Source organism: Nocardia sp. NPDC088792 (assembly GCF_044750615.1).
Lineage (GTDB): Bacteria > Actinomycetota > Actinomycetes > Mycobacteriales > Mycobacteriaceae > Nocardia.
Window position 1 is genome coordinate 1,478,169 of sequence record NZ_JBIVKC010000001.1, and the last position, 21,049, is coordinate 1,499,217.

At 65.2% G+C, this 21,049-nt stretch carries 17 protein-coding genes; 12 read left to right on the forward strand and 5 right to left on the reverse strand.

Going from position 1 to position 21,049, the window contains the following annotated elements; genetic code table 11:
• The first annotated feature begins 25 nt into the window (after positions 1-25).
• From ACIP5Y_RS07180 to ACIP5Y_RS07210, 7 genes are all read left to right on the forward strand, one after another.
• Positions 26-589, forward strand: a complete 564-nt coding sequence (locus ACIP5Y_RS07180; protein ID WP_400348338.1) for a hypothetical protein — start codon at positions 26-28, stop codon at positions 587-589.
• Between the two features lie 108 nt (positions 590-697).
• Entirely contained in the window at positions 698-1,120 is a 423-nt protein-coding gene (locus ACIP5Y_RS07185) for a hypothetical protein (protein ID WP_400348340.1), read from the forward strand.
• 530 nt (positions 1,121-1,650) lie between these two features.
• On the forward strand, positions 1,651-2,106 hold the full coding sequence (gene ssb, locus ACIP5Y_RS07190) for a single-stranded DNA-binding protein (RefSeq protein ID WP_400348341.1): 456 nt from the start codon (positions 1,651-1,653) through the stop codon (positions 2,104-2,106).
• Between the two features lie 80 nt (positions 2,107-2,186).
• Complete coding sequence (locus tag ACIP5Y_RS07195) at positions 2,187-2,402, forward strand: hypothetical protein (RefSeq protein WP_400348343.1); 216 nt, start codon at positions 2,187-2,189, stop codon at positions 2,400-2,402.
• A 40-nt stretch (positions 2,403-2,442) separates the two neighbouring features.
• Complete coding sequence (locus ACIP5Y_RS07200) at positions 2,443-2,766, forward strand: hypothetical protein (protein ID WP_400348345.1); 324 nt, start codon at positions 2,443-2,445, stop codon at positions 2,764-2,766.
• A 630-nt stretch (positions 2,767-3,396) separates the two neighbouring features.
• The gene (gene mobF / locus ACIP5Y_RS07205) at positions 3,397-8,019 is read left to right on the forward strand and encodes a MobF family relaxase (protein WP_400349178.1); all 4,623 of its coding nucleotides are present in this window, start codon (positions 3,397-3,399) and stop codon (positions 8,017-8,019) included.
• Positions 8,020-8,118: 99 nt separating this feature from the next.
• A complete protein-coding gene (locus ACIP5Y_RS07210) occupies positions 8,119-9,306 on the forward strand; it encodes an SMI1/KNR4 family protein (RefSeq protein ID WP_400348347.1) in 1,188 nt (395 codons plus the stop codon).
• Positions 9,307-9,660: 354 nt separating this feature from the next.
• Here ACIP5Y_RS07210 and ACIP5Y_RS07215 read toward each other — a convergent pair whose 3' ends face one another.
• Positions 9,661-10,710, reverse strand: a complete 1,050-nt coding sequence (locus tag ACIP5Y_RS07215; RefSeq protein ID WP_400348348.1) for an NAD-dependent epimerase/dehydratase family protein — start codon at positions 10,708-10,710, stop codon at positions 9,661-9,663.
• A gap of 101 nt (positions 10,711-10,811) precedes the next feature.
• Entirely contained in the window at positions 10,812-11,384 is a 573-nt protein-coding gene (locus tag ACIP5Y_RS07220) for a hypothetical protein (protein ID WP_400348350.1), read from the reverse strand.
• A gap of 488 nt (positions 11,385-11,872) precedes the next feature.
• Between ACIP5Y_RS07220 and ACIP5Y_RS07225 the strand changes: the two genes are divergently transcribed.
• The 5 genes from ACIP5Y_RS07225 to ACIP5Y_RS07245 all read left to right on the forward strand — a co-directional run bounded on the left by ACIP5Y_RS07225 (position 11,873) and on the right by ACIP5Y_RS07245 (position 18,520).
• Positions 11,873-12,514 carry a LysE family translocator gene (locus ACIP5Y_RS07225; RefSeq protein WP_400348351.1) on the forward strand — a complete coding sequence of 214 codons (642 nt, stop codon included), beginning with the start codon at positions 11,873-11,875 and terminating at the stop codon, positions 12,512-12,514.
• A gap of 109 nt (positions 12,515-12,623) precedes the next feature.
• Complete coding sequence (locus ACIP5Y_RS07230; protein ID WP_400348353.1) at positions 12,624-16,076, forward strand: aminotransferase class I/II-fold pyridoxal phosphate-dependent enzyme; 3,453 nt, start codon at positions 12,624-12,626, stop codon at positions 16,074-16,076.
• An 18-nt stretch (positions 16,077-16,094) separates the two neighbouring features.
• Positions 16,095-16,862: an SDR family NAD(P)-dependent oxidoreductase gene (locus tag ACIP5Y_RS07235; RefSeq protein ID WP_400348355.1), complete on the forward strand. Its 768-nt coding sequence runs from the start codon at positions 16,095-16,097 to the stop codon at positions 16,860-16,862.
• Between the two features lie 91 nt (positions 16,863-16,953).
• The gene (locus ACIP5Y_RS07240) at positions 16,954-17,634 is read left to right on the forward strand and encodes a hypothetical protein (protein WP_400348357.1); all 681 of its coding nucleotides are present in this window, start codon (positions 16,954-16,956) and stop codon (positions 17,632-17,634) included.
• A gap of 67 nt (positions 17,635-17,701) precedes the next feature.
• Entirely contained in the window at positions 17,702-18,520 is an 819-nt protein-coding gene (locus ACIP5Y_RS07245; protein ID WP_400348358.1) for a 2,3,4,5-tetrahydropyridine-2,6-dicarboxylate N-succinyltransferase, read from the forward strand.
• 202 nt (positions 18,521-18,722) lie between these two features.
• Here the strand turns inward: ACIP5Y_RS07245 and ACIP5Y_RS07250 are convergent, their stop codons facing one another.
• The 3 genes from ACIP5Y_RS07250 to ACIP5Y_RS07260 form a co-directional block, all read right to left on the reverse strand.
• The gene (locus ACIP5Y_RS07250; RefSeq protein ID WP_400348360.1) at positions 18,723-19,031 is read right to left on the reverse strand and encodes a hypothetical protein; all 309 of its coding nucleotides are present in this window, start codon (positions 19,029-19,031) and stop codon (positions 18,723-18,725) included.
• Positions 19,032-19,160: 129 nt separating this feature from the next.
• The gene (locus ACIP5Y_RS07255; protein WP_400348362.1) at positions 19,161-19,547 is read right to left on the reverse strand and encodes a hypothetical protein; all 387 of its coding nucleotides are present in this window, start codon (positions 19,545-19,547) and stop codon (positions 19,161-19,163) included.
• Positions 19,548-19,565: 18 nt separating this feature from the next.
• Positions 19,566-20,918, reverse strand: coding sequence for a hypothetical protein (locus ACIP5Y_RS07260; protein WP_400348363.1), 1,353 nt, complete (start codon positions 20,916-20,918; stop codon positions 19,566-19,568).
• Positions 20,919-21,049 lie beyond the last annotated feature (131 nt).

A 21,049-nucleotide genomic window follows, 5' to 3' on the forward strand; every position in this document is an offset into this window, starting at 1 on the left:
GCTCTCCGAAGAAATGAGGCTCTCAATGGATTTCGATTCGATCGGCACCGCCACCGTCGAACTCTTGTTCCGCGAAGTCACCACCAACTGCGGTACCCACGCCGCACAACACCAGTGGACAGAACAGGAGATCGCCGCGGCTCAGCAGCGTCACCCCGAACAAGCTGACGTGCTGTTCCACGCGTACGACCTGCCCCAGCTCACCAATGCGCGCCTGTGCTGCGAGCTGCTGCTGCGCGCACACTGCCGCGAGCTGCTCGAACGCGTCGCCACCGGGCAGGACACCCGCCCCGGCACCGCGGTCGAAGTCCTGCTGCTCACCCATCGCGCCAGCCGCACCGCACCGCTCACCGGCGCGGCGGTCGGGCTGTTCCTGCGCATGTGGAAAGCCGCCGCCCTGCCCGACCCGCACCGCCACACCGCGGACCTCGCTCATTACGAAGCAAGCCTCGCCGAGGACATCGACCGACTCGAGACCGACGCCCGCGAAGCCGAGCAACACGATCAGCGGATCCCCGACCCCCGCCCTGAATGCGCGGGCGAACATCTCGGGCAACCGGTCACCTGCCGCTACGCCACACCGTCATAACGCACCCGCCCCGCAGCGCCCGGTTTCCGGCTTGTCGCCCACCACGCTTCCTCGCCAGTTCCCTTCTATCCCGACAACCCGCAACTGCTAGAGAGAGGAATTCACCTCATGTCCGGCATGCATTGGTCCGAAGTGCTCGGTCTGCGTGTGGAGGTTTACCGATCGGTCAACGGCACACAGATCGGCCTCACCGCCCACCATGATCACCTCACTGTGGTCGGCATCGTCGATGACACCACCGGCGGGCAGGTACTCGCCACGCCTCAATGGCATCAAAGCCCGCCCAGCGCCGATGCGCCTGCGGTGGTCGTGCACATCGAATACCGGTACCGGTTCGACAGCAGCCAACCGCCCCGCAAGCACGCCTATTTGGTGCCGATCGAGCTGGACCCGGACAAACCCGCCTTCTACTACACCGCGCACGGCGGCAACTACGCCGGGGGCACTGCGATGTTCACCGACCCGATCGAAGCGGCGCTCGGCTACCCGCCGGGCCAGGTGCTGCCCGTCCACGACCACAACCCGTTCTGAGTCACCCACCAACTCGATACCAGCACTTCGAAGGGCCGGGCAGTCCTACTACCTGCTTGGGACCTTTCCTGGCTCTAACTTCCCGGCCCGAATCCCGAACCAATTCCTCTCCCAGTATTCCGTTCACGCCATCGCCGGAAGGTACTGACACCCCGCGCATCACGACGGATTGGAAGCACCGGAACGGTCATCGGTGGGTAGGTGTTTTCGAAGGGGATTGAGCTGGTGTCTTGCAGTGCCGGCGATCTGCCCCCAGGGGATCAGGGGCGAGCCGGGTTCCCGCCGATGAACCTGTGGGGCGGGGTGGGACAAGCCTTCGCTGGCGCTCAGGTCGCCGCAAAAAGCGCGGCGATCCCACCCCGCCCCACAGAACCCCCGCCGGCCCTGGCGGGCCCGGCCCGCCCCTGATGGCGAAGCCGCAGATCGCCGGCCCTCCAAGCACCACCCCGATCATGGTTTATTCCGGATCGGGGGGTGGGAGGGGTTGGCGGTCAGTCCAATTCCGTTTCTCATTCGAGGAGTGCATTGTCATGGCTGGAGAAATCGTCATCACCGTCATCGGTAACCTCACCGCCGATCCGGAGCACAAGCTGCTGCCGAGCGGGCAGACCGTCGCCAATCTCACCGTCGCGCAGAACTCGCGTGTCTACGATCGCGCCTCCAACGAATGGCGCGACGGCGCAGCAGTATTCATGCGCTGCTCAGTGTGGGGTGACATGGCCGATCACGTCGCGGCCAGTGTCACCAAGGGCACCCGGGTGCACGTCACCGGTCGGCTGCGTCAGCGCAGCTACGAAGACCGCAACGGGGTCACGCAGTGGATGACCGAGCTGATGGTCGACGAGATCTCGGTCTCGCTGCGGTTCGTCGACGTCGAGGTCCAGGCCCGCGAGGAGGCCGAGGACGAGCAGCAGCCGGTCACACGCCGAGGTAACCGCGCTCTGGTCGGTGCCGGTGCTGGTGCCGGGGATCAGCCCGATTTCTGACCGTTTCACAGCAGGGAGCCGCTCACGGGTGAGCGGCTCCCTGCTGTTGTGTTCGACTCACTGTTGGGAGGTGGCCTTCGATGCCTGCCCAGGAATTCTCGCCCGTCCCGCTCGCAGCGATGCCCGGGGTCTGGGTTGCGGTTCTGATGCTCTCGCGACAGGTCCGTGAATTGGCCCTCGCCCGTGACGATCTGCTCGACGCTGCCGCGATCCACGCCTTGTGCGAGCACGAAGAGCGGCTGATCGGCCAAGCCCGTTACTACGACCGAACCCGAACCGGCACCCGGCCACGGTGAACGCCGCACCGAATACATTCACGAGGAAGGAAATCCGACCATGGGACTGATCTGGCTCGTCGCCGTCGCCGTCCTGGCCACATTGCTGCTGTGGTGGGCGTTTCCCATCCTGGCCCGCATCGCCGGGTTCTGGATCTTCCTCGACTCACTACTCGCGATCGTGTTCATCCCGCACCGAGCGATTCCCGGCCGACTGTGGTTGCTCGCGCTCGGTTTGTTCCTCTGGCTGGCCGGGCATTGGGCGCATGCGTTCAAACACGGCGAGTGGGCCTCGCCCATCGCCTTGCGTATCTTCACCCTGCCCGGCCTGCGCTGGATGATCCCCCGCCGCACCCTCATCTACTTCGACGACCCCGACCAGTAACTCCGCAACACCGTGGCCCTGGCCGGGACCGGAATCGGTGCGGCCCACCACGCCTTTCAGCAGCTGGCGTATGCGGCCCGCGCCGAGCCCGGTGATCGCGCACAACTGCGCTTCGCTCATTCCCCGCTGGTGTAGTCGAGTCAAGGCCGCACCAGCACCAGTTTCGGCTTCGCTTGCTATCCGCTCATATCGGGCGTTCGCTGCGGCGATCGCCGTGTCCCGCCGCAGCGCCGCCCGCGCCAGCCGCCCGTGCTGCTTGCCGAACGCGATCAGGTCGGCTTCGTTCGCCCGCACCGCTCGGGCTTGCTCGGCGAGCATTCCCGCCATCACCGTGTGCGCCCACTTGCGCGCATTCCCTTCCTCCGCCATCGCGGACCTCCCTTCACCCTCCCGCACGCAACTCGCTCTAGGCCGTCGCGGACAGGAACTATCGATTCATTCCTTCATTCCATTTTCCTCTCCATTCACGATCCCACCCCATCCATCCATTTCTCAATCCCTCCCGAAAACCTCGCCATAGCTCCCCATATGGGTTTTATTTCAGTCACCTACACACCTCTTGCATTCACATGCTTACCCGGGAGTAATGTCTTTTCAGAGGTTACATTCCGCGCTATTTTCGAAGAAGTGATGACCCTTCACCGCCTCCATGCCGGAGACGGCTACGAGTACCTGACCAGGCAAGTGGCCAGCGGTGATCGCCTGCGCGATCGCACTCGTGACCTCACCGACTATTACCGCGAGCACGGCACCCCGCCGGGCGTGTGGATGGGTCGCGGCGCGGCCGAACTCGGCCTGTCGGGAATGGTCACCGAAGCGCAGATGCAGGCATTATTCGGGGAAGGTTTGCATCCCGATGCCGACGCCATCATTGCCTCGGCAATAGCGGCTGGGAAAACCGTGAAGCAGGCGGTCGAGGCGGCGCAGATCGGCCGGATGTTCTACGAATATTCCACCGAGCCGACCCCTATCGGGGCCATTTTCGACCGCGAGATCAACGCTTTCACTCTCGCTGCGCGGCGGCGACCGAACTGGGACGAGCGCACCATCCTGCGCACCGAATCCGCTCGTGAACACCTCACCACAGTCCTCGGGCACCGCCCCAGCCGCAGCGAGATCGACGCAGCGCTCGCGGTGGAGAAGGCCGGCACACGCAAGGCAGTGGCCGGGTTCGATTGCGTGTTCACCCCGCAGAAATCGATCAGCATCTTGTGGGGTCTGGGTTCGGATACGGTGCGCCGCGAGATCTGGCAGTGCCACCTCGAAGCCGTGCGCGAGGTCCTCGCGTTCGCCGAATCCCGCTACGCGGTCACCCGCCGCGGCGCCAACGGGGTCATGCAGATCGACGCGACCGGGCTGATCATCGCCGCGTTCACCCACTTCGACAACCGCGCCGGGGATCCGAATCCGCATACGCACGCGGTGATTTCGAACAAGGTCCTCGGCTCCGACGGCAAATGGTCGGCCCTGGACGCACGTGCGCTGTATGCGGCGGCGGTGTCGCTGTCGTGCCGCTACAACGCCACCCTCGTCGGAAAACTCACCCGGCGCATGGGATGGCAGTTCGAGGAACGCACCCGCGGACGCGGCAAGCAACCCGTCCTCGAAGTCGTCGGCGTCAGCGAAGACATGATCGGCGAATTCTCCCGCCGCGAGGAAATCCTCGCCCGCTTCGAACAACTCACCGCCCACTACCGTGCCACGCACGGGCACAACCCGAAGCTGATCACCCAATACCGGCTCGCACAGCAAGCAACCCTCGAGACGCGCCAGCAGAAACCGTTGCCGAAAACACTGCGGCACATGATCACCGAATGGGATGCCCGCTTCCGTGCCGTCTTCGCCCAGCCCAGCGGGCAACACTTCGTCGACCACTTGCAGTGGGAACACACCCACCCCGACGCACCCCGCCCCTTCGATCCGGACGAGACTGCCGCAGCTGTCGGTGTCGACCTCGGTGGTATCGGCGCACTGCTGACCGCGACCCCCGCACAGCTCGAGCATGCCATCAACGCCCAACTCGACCGGCGCATACTCGATTCCTTCCAGGCTCGCGCCGACGCGCATACGCAGGTGGTTGCTCGACTCGCCCCGGAGCCGGACCAAGCGCTCCTCGAGCGGATCGAGGACATCTGCGCCGCGCGCCGGCGTGCCGTTTACGATCCCGCTGCGATCGCGGTGGAGGTCACCGAGATCGTGGCGCGCCGTCGTGCGACTTGGACCGAAGCCAACATCGCCTCCGCGGTCGAGGACCGGCTCGCGGTGTGCCAGTTCGCCTCCGATACCGCGCAACGCGACGCGGTCGCCTGCGTCACCGCATTGGTTCGTGACACCCATTCGATCCAGCTCAGCATCGACCCCGATCCGGTCCCTGCCGCGATGGCGCGCGCATCCGGAGAGAGCATCTTCACCACCACCGCTGCCACCCGCTACACCTGCACCGCCGTACTCGACGCCGAAACCCGTCTACTCGACGCCGCCCGCCACCGCAGCACCGAACGCGTGTCCGTCGAGGCGGTCGACGCGGCGATCATGCGAGTCCAGGCTCGCGAAGCCTGTCACCTCAATCCGGGCCAGCGCGCGATCACCCACTACCTGTGCACCATCGGCACCCAGCTCGCGGTCGCGGTGGGACCGGCCGGCACCGGCAAAACCACCGCCATGAAAGCCGTCGCCGACGCCTGGCAAGCCAGCGGACGGACCGTCATCGCACTGGCTCCCTCGGCCGCCGCGGCGCGGGAGCTCGGCGCCAGCTTGCACACGCCGGCCCGCACCTTGCACAAACTGTTCGCACAAATCAGCTTCGGTGTGCCCACCGGATTAGGACCGGGGACAATGCTTTTGGTCGATGAAGCCGCCATGGCCGCCACCTTCGACCTCGACAAACTACAGCGAATAGCCGCCAGCCAGGGCGCGATCATCCGCGGTATCGGTGACCCCGAGCAGCTGTCCGCGGTCGAATCCGGCGGCATCATCGCCACTATCGCGCGCGATACCAGCGCACCGCAACTGACAGAACTGGTCCGCTTCAAGGACCCCGACGAAGCCGAAGCCACCCTCGCCGTACGCGCCGGCAACGCAAAAAAAGCTTGGGATTTCTACCACGATCGCGGCCGCATCACCGAGGGCATGAGCGATGAACTACGCACCGCAATCCTCACCGAATACCTCGCCGACACAACCGCCGGGATCTCCTCGATCATGATCGCCGCCACCATCAAAGACGTGTCCGCGCTCAACACCGCCACCCAGACCGCCCACATCCGCACCGGACGCGTACGCACCGATAGCGGCCGGATCGTGTTGTCCGACAGCAATTCCGGATTCCTCGGCGACATCGTCGTCACCCGCGCCAACAACCCCCGACTGAAGATCATCGGCGGAATCCGCGAAGGCACCCAGGTCGACAACGGTGACCTGTGGCGCATCCACCGCATCCACACCGACGGCGCGATCACCCTCACCGGCATCAACCACCGCGGCAGCGTCCTACTCCCGTCGGACTACATCAGCGAACACGTCGAACTCGGCTACGCCACCACCGCCCACCGCGCCCAAGGCATCACCGTGCGCCGCGCCTACATGCTGCTCAACACCACCCTCGGACGCGCGCTGGCCTACGTCGGTCTCACCCGCGGATCCGAACTCAACCGGCTCTACCTCGCCACCGACGCCCTCGTCGACATCTCCGGCGACCAACAACCCGACGACCCCCAAGAACCCTTCCACTGCTTCGCCCGCGTGCTCGCCCGCGAGGACGACAACCGCTCCGCGGTCGACATCATGCGCGAAGAACAAGCCGCCGCCGACCGCCGCATCCACACCAGCTACCACCACGCCTACCAACTCCTGGCCACTGCCCGCGCCGAGTATCTGCTCACCCGCGCACTGCCGGTCATGTTCTTCCACGACGCGAAACATTCACCGACATACCAAGATCTGCTCGACACCATCGCTCTCGCCGACGCCCACGGACTCGATACCGGCGAGCTCGTCACCAGCATCGCCACCAACAACTATCGAGACCTCGGCGAATCTCTCACCACCGCCCGCGACACCGCTGCGGTCCTGCGTGCACGCGCTGATCGCTGGATCCACCGACACATCCCGCTCGCTCCGAATCCGCTGGTTGTCACTCCTGCCGAGACACTCACCGGCCCAGACGAACACACGCTCTTCGCAGCGATTGGTCGAGCGAATGCAGTAGCCGATCTTGCGCTGCCGCAGCAACAGTTCCGTGCGCTGCGCGACCTCCCGTCGAACCACCCGTGTCCGCCGGTACCCACACCGTGGCCCGGCGCCGACGTCGAGCTGATCGCCTATGCCCACGAACTGCGCCGGCGAATCGTATCGGACGCATCACCCGCCGCACCGGACACCGCTGCCTCGGCGCTCCTGCGCGGCGCATCTTTCGCCCCGGATGCTCCCGATGAACCGACCTTCACACTCGAGAGCTTGCCATCCGCCACTGCGATACCGACTGCGGAGACACTGTGCGCCACCGACACATACGACACTGCACGTCTCATCGCGGGTCTCAATACTCAGGAGACTCTTGCGCTCCCAGGTACCGGGTTCCACGACACCGAGCCGTCGAAGCACGAATCCGCGGTGAGCTCCGAGCGCTTGGACCGAATGTGCGCCGACTACCACCACTACGTCAAAGAACTCGCCGACACCCACACCGACCGACGCCTCTACCGGGCCCTGCCCGCGGTCCTCTACCGGCTCGCCACCGACTCGCGGCACTGGCCCGGATTGCTCGACACCGTCGCCCTCGCCGAGGCCCACGAACTCGACACCAACGAACTCATTGCCTCCATCGCCACCGACAACTACAACGACCTCGGCGCCTCCCTGCTCCTGGTCCGCGACCCCGCACAAGAACTCCGCGACCGCGCCGACACCTGGATCCAGCACCAGCTCCCCCACTCCGCACCCACCGATGGCGCCCCCTTCCGAGCCCTCACCCACAGCCCCTACACCGGTCAATTCCGGCCGATCCCCGACTACCCCGGCCACGACCAGCGCCTCGCCGACTTCGCCAGCGAACTCCGCACACGAATCGCAAAACACCAACCGCGAAACCCCGCCCCCGCACCGACTTCCACGTCGACCACCTCCGCCTCGCCGACAGCACCCACCCCTGCACCGCCCTCGCCAGCTCCGCGCAAAGCTGCCGCGTCGACACGCCGCCGCATCAAACCAGGAGCACCCGGTTCTCCTTACCGGCCCCGTCGTCGCGGTCTGTGAGGGTCACGGTTCAGCATGAATTCCGCTTTAGTTTGCAGGAAAGTTGCCACAATGGATTTCGAGACAGAGCTCTGCTCGTGAGTGGGTGAGGAGGTCGTCATGGGTGATCCCATCGGAGAAGATGCTTGGCGGCAATTGCTCGACAGCCTGCTTCAGCAACACCGGCGCCGGGCTGGCGCCGACCCGGAGAAGGATCCTCTGATACCGCCCAAGGCGGGGGCCACCGAGCAGCAGCTCCGCGCCGCCGAGCGCCGGCTCGGCTTCAGGTTGGATCCGCAATATCGCGAGTTCCTGTCCATCGCCGACGGCTGGGACGGCTACAACTTCGGCGAAGACCTGCTCGGAACCAGCGACCTCGGCAGCGGACCACGCTGGGACGAAGCAGTCGAATCGCTGCACTGGTTCGTCGACGACATCGGACCCGACGCTGCACGAAGTCTCCGCATCCCCGACGACTACGCCGACAGCTATCTGCCGATAGCCGACCGTCTGTGCCTGGCCTTGAAGGACACTTCCCAAGGCGCGGCCGGATCCATCTTCTCCCTCTACATCGACTGGGGCGGCATCTGGCCAGACCTGTCCTCCTACCTCAAGGCAGAGCTACGCCAGATGACGTATTGGACCGATCAAAAAGTTCTCGGCCCCCATTCGGAGACATGGGGCCGTGACATCCGCATCGCCCCTCCCACCCTCACCGACATCCTCACCAAAATCCTCGACCTGAGCGCCACCGCGTACCCCGACCAGCCCATACAAGCAAACCCCGGCGCCGCACCAAATGCACTGAACGCGCTCGATCATGACTTCGCCGGTGCTCTACATCCTGAACATCGCGAACTGCTGGCGATTACCGATGGCCTATCGACTCCGGAACCGATGCTCGGACACGTCCTGTCGGTCGACGATATTCGTGAAGGTACCCGTTGGCAGACCGCACTCGCCTGCGCACAAAAAATCGAGGACGACTACTTCGGCAACCTCGCCGCCGAAGCCGCCCGCACCGGCCAACCCCCTCCGCCCCCGAAGCCCCCGGTCCGCGAACGCATTCTCCGCATCCCCGTCGTCCCGTTCTCTGTACTCGACGGCCGCGTCTACGGCATCGACACCCACACCGGCCAAGTGCGCGAACTACTCGACGACGCATTCATCCCCGGAGCCTTCCCCGGCTACGCCATCTCCTACGGCACCGTCCGCCAACACCTCCTCACCGTCTGTGACCACCTCCGCGGCCTGAGCATCGCCAATCGCGGATCACACAAGAACCGGACGAATGATGGATGCCCATAAACCCGGGCAGTCCTTACCCCAATCGAAGTAAGGGCACGCTGTAGAGATCAGGTTGCGCGATACCGGTGATCTCGGTGTGTATTGGTCAAATAGACCTTCGGCCAGGCCGGTGCCTTCACGTCGAGTTCTACGCGGGGTGTCGACGATCTCGGCTTCGCTGATCCGGCAAATGACGAGGGTATGCACCTGTCTAAAGCACGTCAGCGAGTCCGATCTGATTGTCTTGGCCGCGGCCAGGTGGCGGAGACAGCGTAGTCTCCGGCGGGTCTACCCCGATAGGCAACTCCGGGAGGCAGGGGGCCCAAATCCGCCCATCAGTGCACAATCGTTCTGTAGACACCACTGCGGGCGCAGTCAGGCACGGCCGCCCGCATTCCGGTGTTCATCCCATGCATGCAGCACAGCCTGCTCGCGGTCGGGTGATATGCCTATCTCCTTGGAGCGCTGGTGCGCGATCGCTAGTCCGCCGTGGGCGAGCCATTCCCATGTGTCGGTGACGGTCTCGATCAACGGACGACAATTCAGGCCGGCACCCCGAGCTCGAGCCGAGTCGACCGCCCAGGTGCCCGCACAGATGCGCCATAGGGGCAGTTCCTTGAATTCCACAATGTGCTGGGCTTTCAGCCAGTGCTCGTCGGTGATCCAGTCGATCTGGGCCGCACCGCCGGCAGCCACGGCATTACAGCCTTGCAGAAGCTCGCCCATGGTGTCGCAGCCGGACGCAGTGACATTCCAGAGCCCGGATCTGGTGGCAGCGTATAGTGCGAACGCCGCCACGTCGCGGACATCCACGGGCTGGATGGGACGCCTAGGCGATCCTGGGCCCAGCACGCGCCCGCCGCGGCGCATCCGGCGTAGCCACCACTCGAGGCGTCCGACGTACTCCCCGGGCCCGAGGATGACACCCGGGCGCAGCACCGCCGCACGGTCGGGTCCGAAGGTGTCCATGACCGCCCGCTCACATCCGGCCTTGTTGACGGCGTAGCGGGAATGTCTTGTCTCACCGGCAAATTCGAAGTCGGGCCCGGCATCGGCTGGGCATTGCAGGACCGGAGAGGACTCGGTCAGCGGCTGCAACGGCCAATCGGAGTACACGGCTACGGTAGAGATCAGTACGTACTTCTCGGCGACCGGTTCGAGTCCGCGCGCCAGCTGCAAGGTGTTGCGCGGGGTGTAACTCGAGGTGTCGATCACCGCGTCCCAGCTACCGGCTTTCGCCAAGCGTGCCACGTCATCGGGGTTGGCGCGGTCGCCGTAGATCGCGTTGACACCGCCGGCGTCGCTACCACTGAGTCCGCGGCGGAAGACGGTGACCTCGGTTCCTGTGCCGACTGCGGCCTCGGCGATCGCCCGGCCCAGAAACCATGACCCACCCAGAATCAGTACCCGTTTTATATCGTCCATCGCCACACAATTCGCAGTCGTTCACCGAGGCGCATTGCACACGGAGCAATCCCTGTGCTCGAAAGCCTCAGAGCCGCAGAGATTCACGGTCCGCACACTCGTCAGAGCCAGCTGGCGCGGACGAACTCCGCAGGCGGTCCGTCCGGTGCGCGGCCCAATTCTCCGGCGTAGACCCGGTCGAGCATCCGCCGGGTGACGTCGACGATCTCCGGTACCGCCCGCGGCAATTCGGTCAGGTCGCCGCGACCGACCTTGTCGGTATCGACTCCGGCGCGCGTCAGCAGATTCGGCAGATCCGACAGTTGGCGGTCCAACCAGGCGAGCGGGTCGGCTGACAACTCGGCGTCGAAGACCCGCCGACACACTTTCCACCCGTCGAAGCGGGGGTGATGATGGGTCCGGTCGAAGCTGCCTGACGGCCCATCGACCGATTCCAGCAGGTCGGCACGCCAGATCGGTTCTGCGACGGTGATCGGGCGCGCGGCGTAGATCGACCCTTGGGGCTGGCCGGCCTCGAGCCAGCGCAGCTCCAGCCGCACGCCCCGCTCAGGACTTTCATGACCTTGTGTAGGGGCAGGATTCACGAAGTACAGATCGCTGAGCATCACGCCCAGCCTCTCGAATCCGAAGGCATAGAGCACCATGAGTTCCCCCTTCGAAGCATCCCGGACCATGCCCTGGGTTTTATCGGCTTTACATGGCAGTGCAGAACACTTGCGGGCGTCTGGAGACCGAACTCAGCTTCCCGGGTCCGCGAACTACCTTCGCACACTGTGATTGAAGCCCCGTCCAGTTGTCAACTGCGGCAACACGTTAAGCATTCGTGATGATGGCCGTACCGGAGGCCGGTCAGCGCAGTGCCGTGTGCAGGAAGGAGGGTTCCCGAGTCCGGGTGGCACAGATTGTGTCGGGGACTCACTGTGCCGAGTTCGGCAGGCGAGCCGCAAACTCATTTGATAAACCGACCGGTACGCCGAATTCGGAATGTTCTATCAGCAAATGTTGAGCGGGCTATTGATCCCATGTGTTGAGCGCTGCTACCGTTTCGCTTGGCAAAGCAGATAGGATTCCTTGCCGACCGGGGGTGGTATTTGGCAAACCTGCTAGAGTCCGTGCCGTTGTGCGGGTCCGAAATGTCGATTCACTCGAACGAATAGGACTGATGATGTCCTCTGTCGCGCAGTACGCCACGTTCGCCGGCGTGATGCTTTTCGTGGCGATCTCCCCGGGACCGGATATGGCGGTCATCGTCAGCCGGGCCCTGACGGGATGGTCGGCGGGGATGGCAGCGACAGTGGGTGTGGTGGCCGGTGTCGCAGTGTGGGTAGTGGCTGCGGTGACCGGGATTTCGGCCTTGCTGGCCACCTCCGCCGCCGCCTTCACCATCGTGAAGATCGTCGGCGCACTCTACCTGGTCTACCTCGGGGTGCAGTCGCTGTTGTCCGCCCGCCGGCATACCGATGACGCAGACTTCGAATCGACCGCGGCACCGACCGCCCGAATGGGGATGATGGCCAATGTCCGGCGGGGATTTCTGTCCAACATCTTGAACCCGAAGGCCGCAGTGTTCTTCGTGGCGCTGATCCCACAGTTCATCCGCCACGACGGCTCACCGGTCCTGGATGCGATCGTGCTGCCGATGGTGGCGGTCGCCATCGTCGGCACGTGGTATCTGATCCTGGTCAGTATTGTCTTCTCCTTGCAAAAGAAACTCGCTAATTCCCGGATACGCAAACGAATCGATGCCACCGTGGGCGTTGCCCTGGTAGGAGTCGGAATAGGTGTCGTTTTCGGTACCCGATAACCGGAATAAGAACCTTTCCGTTCAGGTAATCGATCGTCGCGAATTGTTGAAGGCCCACCTCATCGGTGCCGGCCGCTGTATTTACTGTGTATTTTTCTCGGGGGGAAAATTGAATCGACCCACTCATCACGAGGGCCCGACCTCGTCTGTTCCGGTATTGCGCACCGAGATCGCCGCTGGCACGGCCCGCGATCGCACGTCGGACCCGACCGTGCTCGCGATAGCGGTACACGCCCTGCTCGATCGCGCGTTCCCGCACCAGGATCGGATCCTGCTGATCGATGGCGCCACAACGGAATTGATCGATCTTCGTGGCGTCGATCCCGACCACAGCACCTTGGCAGAGCTGGCTGCGTTGCGCGCACGCGCGATCGAGCCGACCCCTGGTGTCGGCGGGCATCTGATCGCGATCGGTCCAGGTGAGCCGGCAGGTGCGATCTTCGCCCCTGCGACCGTGCTGACTGTCGACGCCGCCACCGGCGCGATGCACCTGGATGTCTGCCCCGCGGGAGATGTCGACGAGGACGAGCTGGGCGAAGTGCTCGCACGCGTGTGGCCCCTGCTGGCCGTCGCGGCACCGGATATCCCGCTGCAACAGATCGCCGCACCCGCCGCCGCCGAGTTGTTGTCACGCCCGACCAGACCCGCGCCCGCGGGCCCGCCGACGTTGTTTCTCACCCGCTTCCTGGAGGTGGTTGCGCACCACCCCGACCGGATAGCGGTCCAGACCGCCGATCGAGTGATGACTTATCAGGAACTGGACTCGCTCGCCGACGCGATGGCGGTGACCTTGACCTCGCACGGGGCTGGCCCGGGGCGGGTGATACTGGTGATCCCGCGCCGCGACGAGCGCCTGGTCGCCATGGTCGTGGCAGGGTTCAAGGTCGGCGCGGCGATGGCGATCGCCAATCCCGCAGCCCCACAGGCATTTCTGCGTGACTGCGCGGCCGCGGCGGGTGCGGACGTGGTCGTCGATCTGGCCGATACCGGTTATCCCGGCGCCGTGCACGAGATACCCGCGATCGGCCAGCCCAGGCGGGTCCACGACCGTGAACTGCTGGCCGGCGACGACTGTGCGGTGGTGACCTTCACCTCCGGAACGTCGGGAAAACCGAAGGCCGTACGCGGGCGCTATCGCTCGCTGACCTATTTCTTCGAGTGGATGGACGAGCACCTGGGCCCGCTGTCGGGTGCCAGGTTCGGGATGTGCTCGGCGCTGGGACACGACCCGCTGCAACGCGACATCATGACCCCGCTGTATCTGGGTGCAACCTTGGTCATTCCGCCCGATGCCGAGCTGACCTCGCACGGTGGCTTCGCACGCTGGCTGGCCGAGACCGGCGTGGGAGTGCTGTGCGTCAATCCCTCGGCGATCACGCTACTCACCGCCACCGGCGTGCAGCTGCCGGGACTGAGGGTGGTGTACCTGCTCGGTGCCGCCCTGACCCGGCCTCAAGTGCGCGCACTGGCCGCCATCGCGCCCGCGGCCCGGCTCATCGCGCTCTACGGCTCCACCGAAACACAGCGCGCGGTCGCCTATTTCGACATCGACACTCACGCCGAGGCCCTCGACGCGCTGCCTGATGTGCTGCCGGCCGGGCGCGGGATGGCCGATGCGCAGGTGCTGGTGCTCACCGACGCCGGGCAGGTGTGTCTGCCCTGGCAGAGCGGCCAGATCGCGATTCGCTCAACACAGATCGCACTCGGCTATGCCGACGACGCGCAGCTGACGGCCGCGAAGTTCCGCGTCGGCCTCCCCGCCGGGACACCGCGCCACGACCGCACACCGACATATCTGACCGGCGATATCGGATTCGCGTCATTGCGCCACGGGGTGCGCTACCTCGGGCGCGCGGACACCCAAGTCAAGATCAACGGCTATCGGATCGAGCTCGACCACCTCACCGCCAAGGCACGAACGGTGACCGCGGTCGCCGACGCGGCCACCATCGTCGCCGAGATCGCCGCCGCGCCGGCGCTGGTGCTGTTCCTCGTACCGGCCACCCCGGCAATCACCTTCGACACCCACACCTTTCGTGCTTTGCTCGCCGAGCAGCTGCCACCGTACATGCTGCCCACCCGCATCATCACGGTGCCCGCCCTGCCGATCACACCCAACTTCAAGATCGACACCACTGCATTGGCCCGCTACCTCGAGCCCTCCCCACGCGACGTGGTCGACGCGGCACGCGAGGCAGGGACCGCCGAGCTGGTACGCGACTACCTGTACCGGCTGACCGGCGAACACGACCCCGATCCTCAGGTTCCTCTGAGCACACTGGGTGTCGATTCGCTACGGCTTGCCGCGTTGCTCAGCCAGTTGCCCGATCCCGGTGCCGGTGCACGCGCAGCGACAACCGCGTTCACCACTGCTCAGCTCGTGACCGCACTGAGCCCCGGCCCCGATACACCCGCAGCACCGGACGCCGACTGCGGCAGTAATGCAGAGGAAGTGGATGTGCGCGGCGTGCTCGGTCCGGTGCGGTCGGCAACCGAAACCGAAATCGACTTCGACGGAAGACGATTGGCGCATCTGTGCTCCAACAGCTACCTCGGACTGTCCGGACATCCACGGCTGCGTGCCCGCATCGCGGAGGTCGTGGATTCGGCGGCCTCGCTGGGCCCGCACGGATCCCCGGAACTCAACAGCCACACCGACACCCACGAACGCCTGATCGAGGCACTGAGGTCGCTGCTCGGCTGCGAAGCGGTCACCCTCTACAGCTCGGCGTATCTGGCCAACCTCGCGGCACTGCCTGCGGTCGCCGGACCCGGTGACACACTGCTGCTCGACGAAGGATGCCACCGCTCCCTGCTCGACGGCGCGGTCCTGTCCGGCGCCGCCTTCGAGGTCTACCGCCACAATGACCCCGACCACCTCCACACCCTGCTGCGCACCACCAGGTCGCGCGGGCGGCGCGTGATCGTCACCGAGGGCGTGTTCAGCATCGACGGCGATATCGCCGATCTTCCCGCCCTCGCCGCCTGCGCCCGGTCCACCGGCGCCATCCTCTACGTCGACGAGGCGTCCTCGATCGGGCAGATCGGCAACGGCTGCGGCCTGGAAGCCCACCACCACCTGCCCGCGACCATCGATATCCGCGTCGGGTCTCTGGGCAAGGCATTGGTCGGCGGCGGCGGATTCGTCGCCGCCAGCACCACATTCACCACTCGGCTGCGCCGGCGAGGGACATACTCCACCGCTCTGTCCCCGCTGAGCGCGCACCTGGCCACCGAAGCCCTGCAACTACTCGCCACCACCGGGCCCGCACTCACCGCACGGCTGCACCACAACCGCACCGTCTGGGCACAGGCACTCACCGGTGCCGGATTCGATATCGGCACCTCGAGCACCGCCATCGTGCCACTGCTGCTGCCGATGAACCCCGCCCACGCCTTCCACGCCGCGCTCGACGCGGGCGTTCTCGCGCTCCCGCTGTCGGGGCGCTCGCCCTCACGCCGGGGACTGCGCACCACCATCACCGCGGCCCACGATCCCGCCCACCTCACCGATATCGCCGACCGGCTCGCCACCGCCCTGGCCCCGGCCACCGCCCGCTAGCACTCCCCGAGGACTCCAATGCCCGTCTGCGACAGCGTCTTCGCCGTGATCGGCGCCACCCGTGGCATCGGCGCGGCCACCGTCATCCAACTCGCGAACGACTACCCCGACGCATCGATCCTCTTCTGCGGCCGCGACCGTAAAGCCGGCGACGCATTGGCCGACAAGCTCGGCGGCACAGTCGAGTTCGTCCCCGCCGACGTCACCGACTCTGAGCAAGTCACCGACTTTTTCACCACCGTCGCCGCCCGCGGTGAGCTCACGGGCGCGTTCAACTGTGCCGGAGTCATCGGCACCGACACGATGCTGCGCGGCAACAGCTTTCACACCGCCGACCCCGCCGGATTCGAATATGTGATGGCAGTCAACGTATTCGGGCTGGCAGCCTGCCTGCGCCAGGAGCTGGCATTGTTCACCGGCCACGGCCACGGCGGCGCGATCGTCAACATGGCCAGCACCGCCGGACTGCGTGCCGCCGACAGCCTCTCGGTGTCCTACACCGCTTCCAAGCACGCCGTCGTAGGCATGACCCGCGCCCTGGCCGCCGAGTACGCCCGCCACCACGTCCGCATCAACGCCGTCTGTCCGGGCGTGATCGACACCGACATCCTCGAAGGACTGCACGAACCTCTGTTGGCACATCTGCGCGCGCGAAACCCCGCCGCCACGATCGGCACTCCCGCCCAGGTTGCCGCCACCGTCGCCTTCCTGCTGTCAGCAAGCGCCTCCTATATCTCCGGCACCACCGTCACCATCGACGCCGGCGGCCTGCAGGGCGCTCTCTGAACCCACCGCCACCACCCCCACCGCCACCCCGTCGACCAGCAAAGCTCGGCACTTCGCAGACCTGCGCGAGGCGCCGCGGACAAGGACCACCATGACACAAAATCTGCATGCGCTGCGCGAGTACTACACCACTCCCCGATCAGCCAGCGCCGAAACCATTTACGCCATCTGGGAACGCGGCGAGGCATTCAACGACTCGGTCACCCCCTCGACCTATGTACCCGAGTACCGCTCACACCTGCTGCTGAAATTCCTGTCCCTCACCGACCCCGGCACCTGGATCTTCTCCCTGGGATGCGGCAACGCCGCCGTCGAAGCCGCCCTGGTCGAACGCGACCGCAAGGTCGCCGGCATCGACGTCTGCGACGAAGCAGTGGCCCTGGCCCAAGACAAAGGTGTGGACGCCACCACCGCAGACTTCTTCGCCCTGACCCGCGACGACCTCGACGGCTACCACGCCGTCTACGCCGACGGGTTCCTCGGGCACCTGTTCGACGCCCGGGAAGAAATCGGCCCGACACTGCGCAAGCTCGGCGAACTCGATCTCCAACGCGACACACTGCTCGTATTCTCCAACGACGCCCCACCCGACCCACGCGCCCGCTTCGCGCCCCACGAACGGGTCACCGACTTCTGGTACCTGTCCAAGGACTACCTGGCCCACCGCCTCGCCGCAGCCGGCCTGCAACCGATCGAGAGCTACTACTTCCCCTACGTACGCCCCCTCAGCGGCCTGCGCAACCGCACCATCTGCATCGCGAGAGTGCCATGAACCACACCCGGAACGCGATCGAACCACCCTGTCGGCCAACAACTTCCACACACGAGGTGAGCAGGTAATGGAGCCCAGCGAGATCGACCAGCTCTACGCACGCCGCACCGAGTTGAGCACCGCGGACTGGGCCGCAGCCGCCGGCCCGGTCGAGGAGGGCCTCGCCCAGCTCGACGCCGGTAAGCTGCGCGCCGCGCACCCCAGCGATGGAGACTGGGTGGTCGACGCCAGAGTCCAGAAACTGATCCTGCTCTCTTTCCGAACCCGCCACAACGTGCTCATCGACCCCGGCCCGGGCCTGCCGCGCGGGTTCGACAAGATGGCCCTGAAGTTCGACAACTGGACTCACAACGATTTCGACTCCGCCCGCCTGCGCGTGGTGCCGGGAGCAGTGGTGCGCCACGGAGCCTACCTGGGCCCCGACGTGGTACTCATGCCCTCCTTCGTCAACATCGGCGCATACATCGGCGCCGCCACCATGATCGACACGTGGGCCACCGTCGGCTCCTGTGCCCAAGTCGGGGCCCGCTGCCACATCTCCGGCGGCGCCGGCCTGGGAGGAGTCCTTGAACCGATCGGCCAGACGCCGGTGATCATCGAAGACGACGTCTTCGTCGGCGCGCGCAGCGAAATCGCCGAGGGTGTGCGAGTGCGCCGCGGCGCAGTCATCGGCATGGGTGTCTACCTCACCGCGTCCACCCCGATCCTCGACCGCGTCCACGGCCGGATCTACCGCGGCGAAGTACCCCAGAACGCCGTCGTGGTGTCCGGCGGAAGACCCGACCCCACGGGCGACGGGCCCACCCTGTACTCGGCGGTGATCGTCAAGTACGCCGACGAGCAGACCCGCGCGAAAACCACGCTCAACGACCTGGCGCGCTACTGACGGTCATTATGTCCCTGTGTATCGGATATGGACTGTCACGCTATCGCCGCCCTGACTATTGTTTCCTTGGTGTCGCGCCATCGGACTGGTCAACTGACGGTATGCCAGTTAGCGGCACTGAATTTGACGTCGCCGAGGCTGCGGATGCGGGCACCCAGTTCGTGGCCCGCGCGGCGGTCACCGCGCGGCTCGCACGGCGGAACTAGCTGCCGAGCGTATGTAGGTCGCCCATGCTGCGCAGGGTGTCGTACCCGTGCCATCCGCGTACATCCCAGCCGTACGCGCGGCTGAACTCCTCCAAGCCTGCTTGGCCGAGGACCTGAAATCGGACGTATTGGTGGGTGTTGATGAGATCGATTTCCCGAGGAACGATGCTGACTTCGTCCCAGTCGCCGAACAATACACCGCATGGTTCCCACAGGGAGTTGCCCAGGTTGACCCAAGATAGCGCCGCCAGTCTGAACGATACCGAGGCTGTGCGGTTGGTGCTCGATGGCTCAGGCTCGATCATTGAGTCCCCTCCCCACGTGCGGATTTCGGGGACGCGCCAACGTCGGTGAATTCGCTTCGAAGCTAGCAATATCCGCTCGGCGGCCTGATGCTTGATCGCCTGATGCTGGCCTCGGGTTCGATCGGTTCGTCAGCGTGTCGCGGGTGCCGATTCCATGGATCGTTCGATCGATTCGAAGATTTCGATATCGGTCTGCTGCTGCCAGGGAGCGATCTGGTCCCAATCAGCGACATAGCCAGGTTTCGGGTCCGCGATGTGTTTGCGGACCTGCCCGATCCAACAGATCGCGATGAATCGCCCCTTCTGCTCGCGTGTGAGCTGGCAGGCGGCGCCGTCAGTAAGGGTCACGAAGCCGGCGACCTGTTCATAGACCGCTGCGGCACTGGCTTTTTCCCAGTCGGGCATGTCGTCCCAGGGGCTGACGTAGGACGGCTTCGGGTCACCGGGGTAGTGGCGGGTGACACCGTCGATCCATGCCTGCCGGAAGATCTTTGCACCATGGTCGGGGTCGGTCATTGAGGATCTCCTGTCTTGTCACCGAGGAGCGTAAGCGAGCGGGGATATGTTGTGGCGCAGATGCTGTATGTGGTGATCTCGCCCTAGAGGTGTGAGGTACGGAGCAAGCTGGCTAAGGCGGCGCGCAACGTAGGCGGAGTGGGAATGGCGGGCAATGTCGAATGCGGCCGAGCCGTACATGACCACCCTCACCGGATCACGGTGTTGCGCGCTGGCGGCAGCCAGATCCACCAGGACCGACGCGCGACGGCGAGACGACAGGGGACGTTGCAGCAGGGGTTCAAGGATGGCCTGGGCCGCGTCGGGTTGGTTCAGCTGCACATAGCAGGTGGCTTGTTCCTCGTCGATGCGTTCTCCGCTGAACCGCATCCAGGCGACCGACGAAGCGGATGCGCTGAGATGTTCGACTCCGCGGGCGGCGTCGAATGCCCGATCGCAACCGGCCTGATCACCGAGGCCGGCCAGGGCCTGCGCGCGCACGCTCGAAACCCAGAATCGGGTCGATAGTTCGGGATTGCCTCGGGTGGCGATTTCGAAAGCACTCTCAAGTTGGCTGCCGGCCTGTTGACATTCATGGTCGTAGAGGGCTAGGTAGGAGTGGCGGGTCAGCGCGCAGGCCCACAGGTCATAGGCGTCGATACCGGCCGCGAGGCTGGCTGCGAGGGTGTAGCAGTTGGCGGCGTCGCTGTAGAGGTCGGCGTCGAAATACACCTCACCGATCAATTGCAGTGTGTCGGTGGCCAACTCGCGCAACCAGCGATCGACTGCGGCCGTGGCGGGGTGCTGCAGCGCATCGACGAGGGTGCCGAGATGCTCACGGGCGGCGCGAAATACGCCGGCCTTCACCCGCAACGCCCCATAGCTTTCCCACAGCATTCGATTGATCTCGGAGTACTCGTGTGCGGTCGCAGCGGTGACGCGGTCGCCAGGGTCGATGCCGTGCAGTCGCTCCCAGTCGATCGGCGTGCTGAGCGTCAACGTCACTGTGCTCAGCAGCCTCAGCAACTCGCGACGATTCATGTCGGTGATCTCCGGATAGCTCCCGTCGCCCGGCATAGGGTGCCACACGACCTTCCTGCCGTCGAGCTTAGGCCCCGAACACGATGAATCTGCGACCGCGAATCGATCGGTCGACGGGTTGTCCACAACCGCGTCGGAAAACTGTCGAAGCTGATCGGCGGAGAGGCGATCCAGTAGATCACCAAGCTCGTGGGCGTAATGGGGTGTGAGGATTTGGTGATGCCCACGTCGCTCCCAGTTGCGGACAGTGCGGTCCGTGATCGCCAGCTCCTCGGCGAACCGCTCCTGGGACCAGTTCAGTGTCTTGCGTAGGGTTTTGGCTGTCGCGCCGGTCCATGTAGCGATGATCATGGGGTATCCCGGATGGGTCGGGTTTCCGGTTTCCGCTCAGACTACGGCGAAGTTTCCGGTCGTGTTCCTGGTTCGCTGGCGCCGAGGGTGTGAATCTTGAATCGGAGTTCGGCGTCGGAAGATGCCACCCG

Bases quoted from the DNA above. Each gene is read 5' to 3' on its own strand.
- ACIP5Y_RS07180 (WP_400348338.1), top strand. From the start codon at position 26: ATGGATTTCGATTCGATCGGCACCGCCACCGTCGAACTCTTGTTCCGC.
- ACIP5Y_RS07185 (WP_400348340.1), top strand. From the start codon at position 698: ATGTCCGGCATGCATTGGTCCGAAGTGCTCGGTCTGCGTGTGGAGGTT.
- ssb (WP_400348341.1), top strand. From the start codon at position 1,651: ATGGCTGGAGAAATCGTCATCACCGTCATCGGTAACCTCACCGCCGAT.
- ACIP5Y_RS07195 (WP_400348343.1), top strand. From the start codon at position 2,187: ATGCCTGCCCAGGAATTCTCGCCCGTCCCGCTCGCAGCGATGCCCGGG.
- ACIP5Y_RS07200 (WP_400348345.1), top strand. From the start codon at position 2,443: ATGGGACTGATCTGGCTCGTCGCCGTCGCCGTCCTGGCCACATTGCTG.
- mobF (WP_400349178.1), top strand. From the start codon at position 3,397: ATGACCCTTCACCGCCTCCATGCCGGAGACGGCTACGAGTACCTGACC.
- ACIP5Y_RS07210 (WP_400348347.1), top strand. From the start codon at position 8,119: ATGGGTGATCCCATCGGAGAAGATGCTTGGCGGCAATTGCTCGACAGC.
- ACIP5Y_RS07215 (WP_400348348.1), bottom strand. From the start codon at position 10,710: ATGGACGATATAAAACGGGTACTGATTCTGGGTGGGTCATGGTTTCTG.
- ACIP5Y_RS07220 (WP_400348350.1), bottom strand. From the start codon at position 11,384: ATGGTCCGGGATGCTTCGAAGGGGGAACTCATGGTGCTCTATGCCTTC.
- ACIP5Y_RS07225 (WP_400348351.1), top strand. From the start codon at position 11,873: ATGATGTCCTCTGTCGCGCAGTACGCCACGTTCGCCGGCGTGATGCTT.
- ACIP5Y_RS07235 (WP_400348355.1), top strand. From the start codon at position 16,095: ATGCCCGTCTGCGACAGCGTCTTCGCCGTGATCGGCGCCACCCGTGGC.
- ACIP5Y_RS07240 (WP_400348357.1), top strand. From the start codon at position 16,954: ATGACACAAAATCTGCATGCGCTGCGCGAGTACTACACCACTCCCCGA.
- ACIP5Y_RS07245 (WP_400348358.1), top strand. From the start codon at position 17,702: ATGGAGCCCAGCGAGATCGACCAGCTCTACGCACGCCGCACCGAGTTG.
- ACIP5Y_RS07250 (WP_400348360.1), bottom strand. From the start codon at position 19,031: ATGATCGAGCCTGAGCCATCGAGCACCAACCGCACAGCCTCGGTATCG.
- ACIP5Y_RS07255 (WP_400348362.1), bottom strand. From the start codon at position 19,547: ATGACCGACCCCGACCATGGTGCAAAGATCTTCCGGCAGGCATGGATC.
- ACIP5Y_RS07260 (WP_400348363.1), bottom strand. From the start codon at position 20,918: ATGATCATCGCTACATGGACCGGCGCGACAGCCAAAACCCTACGCAAG.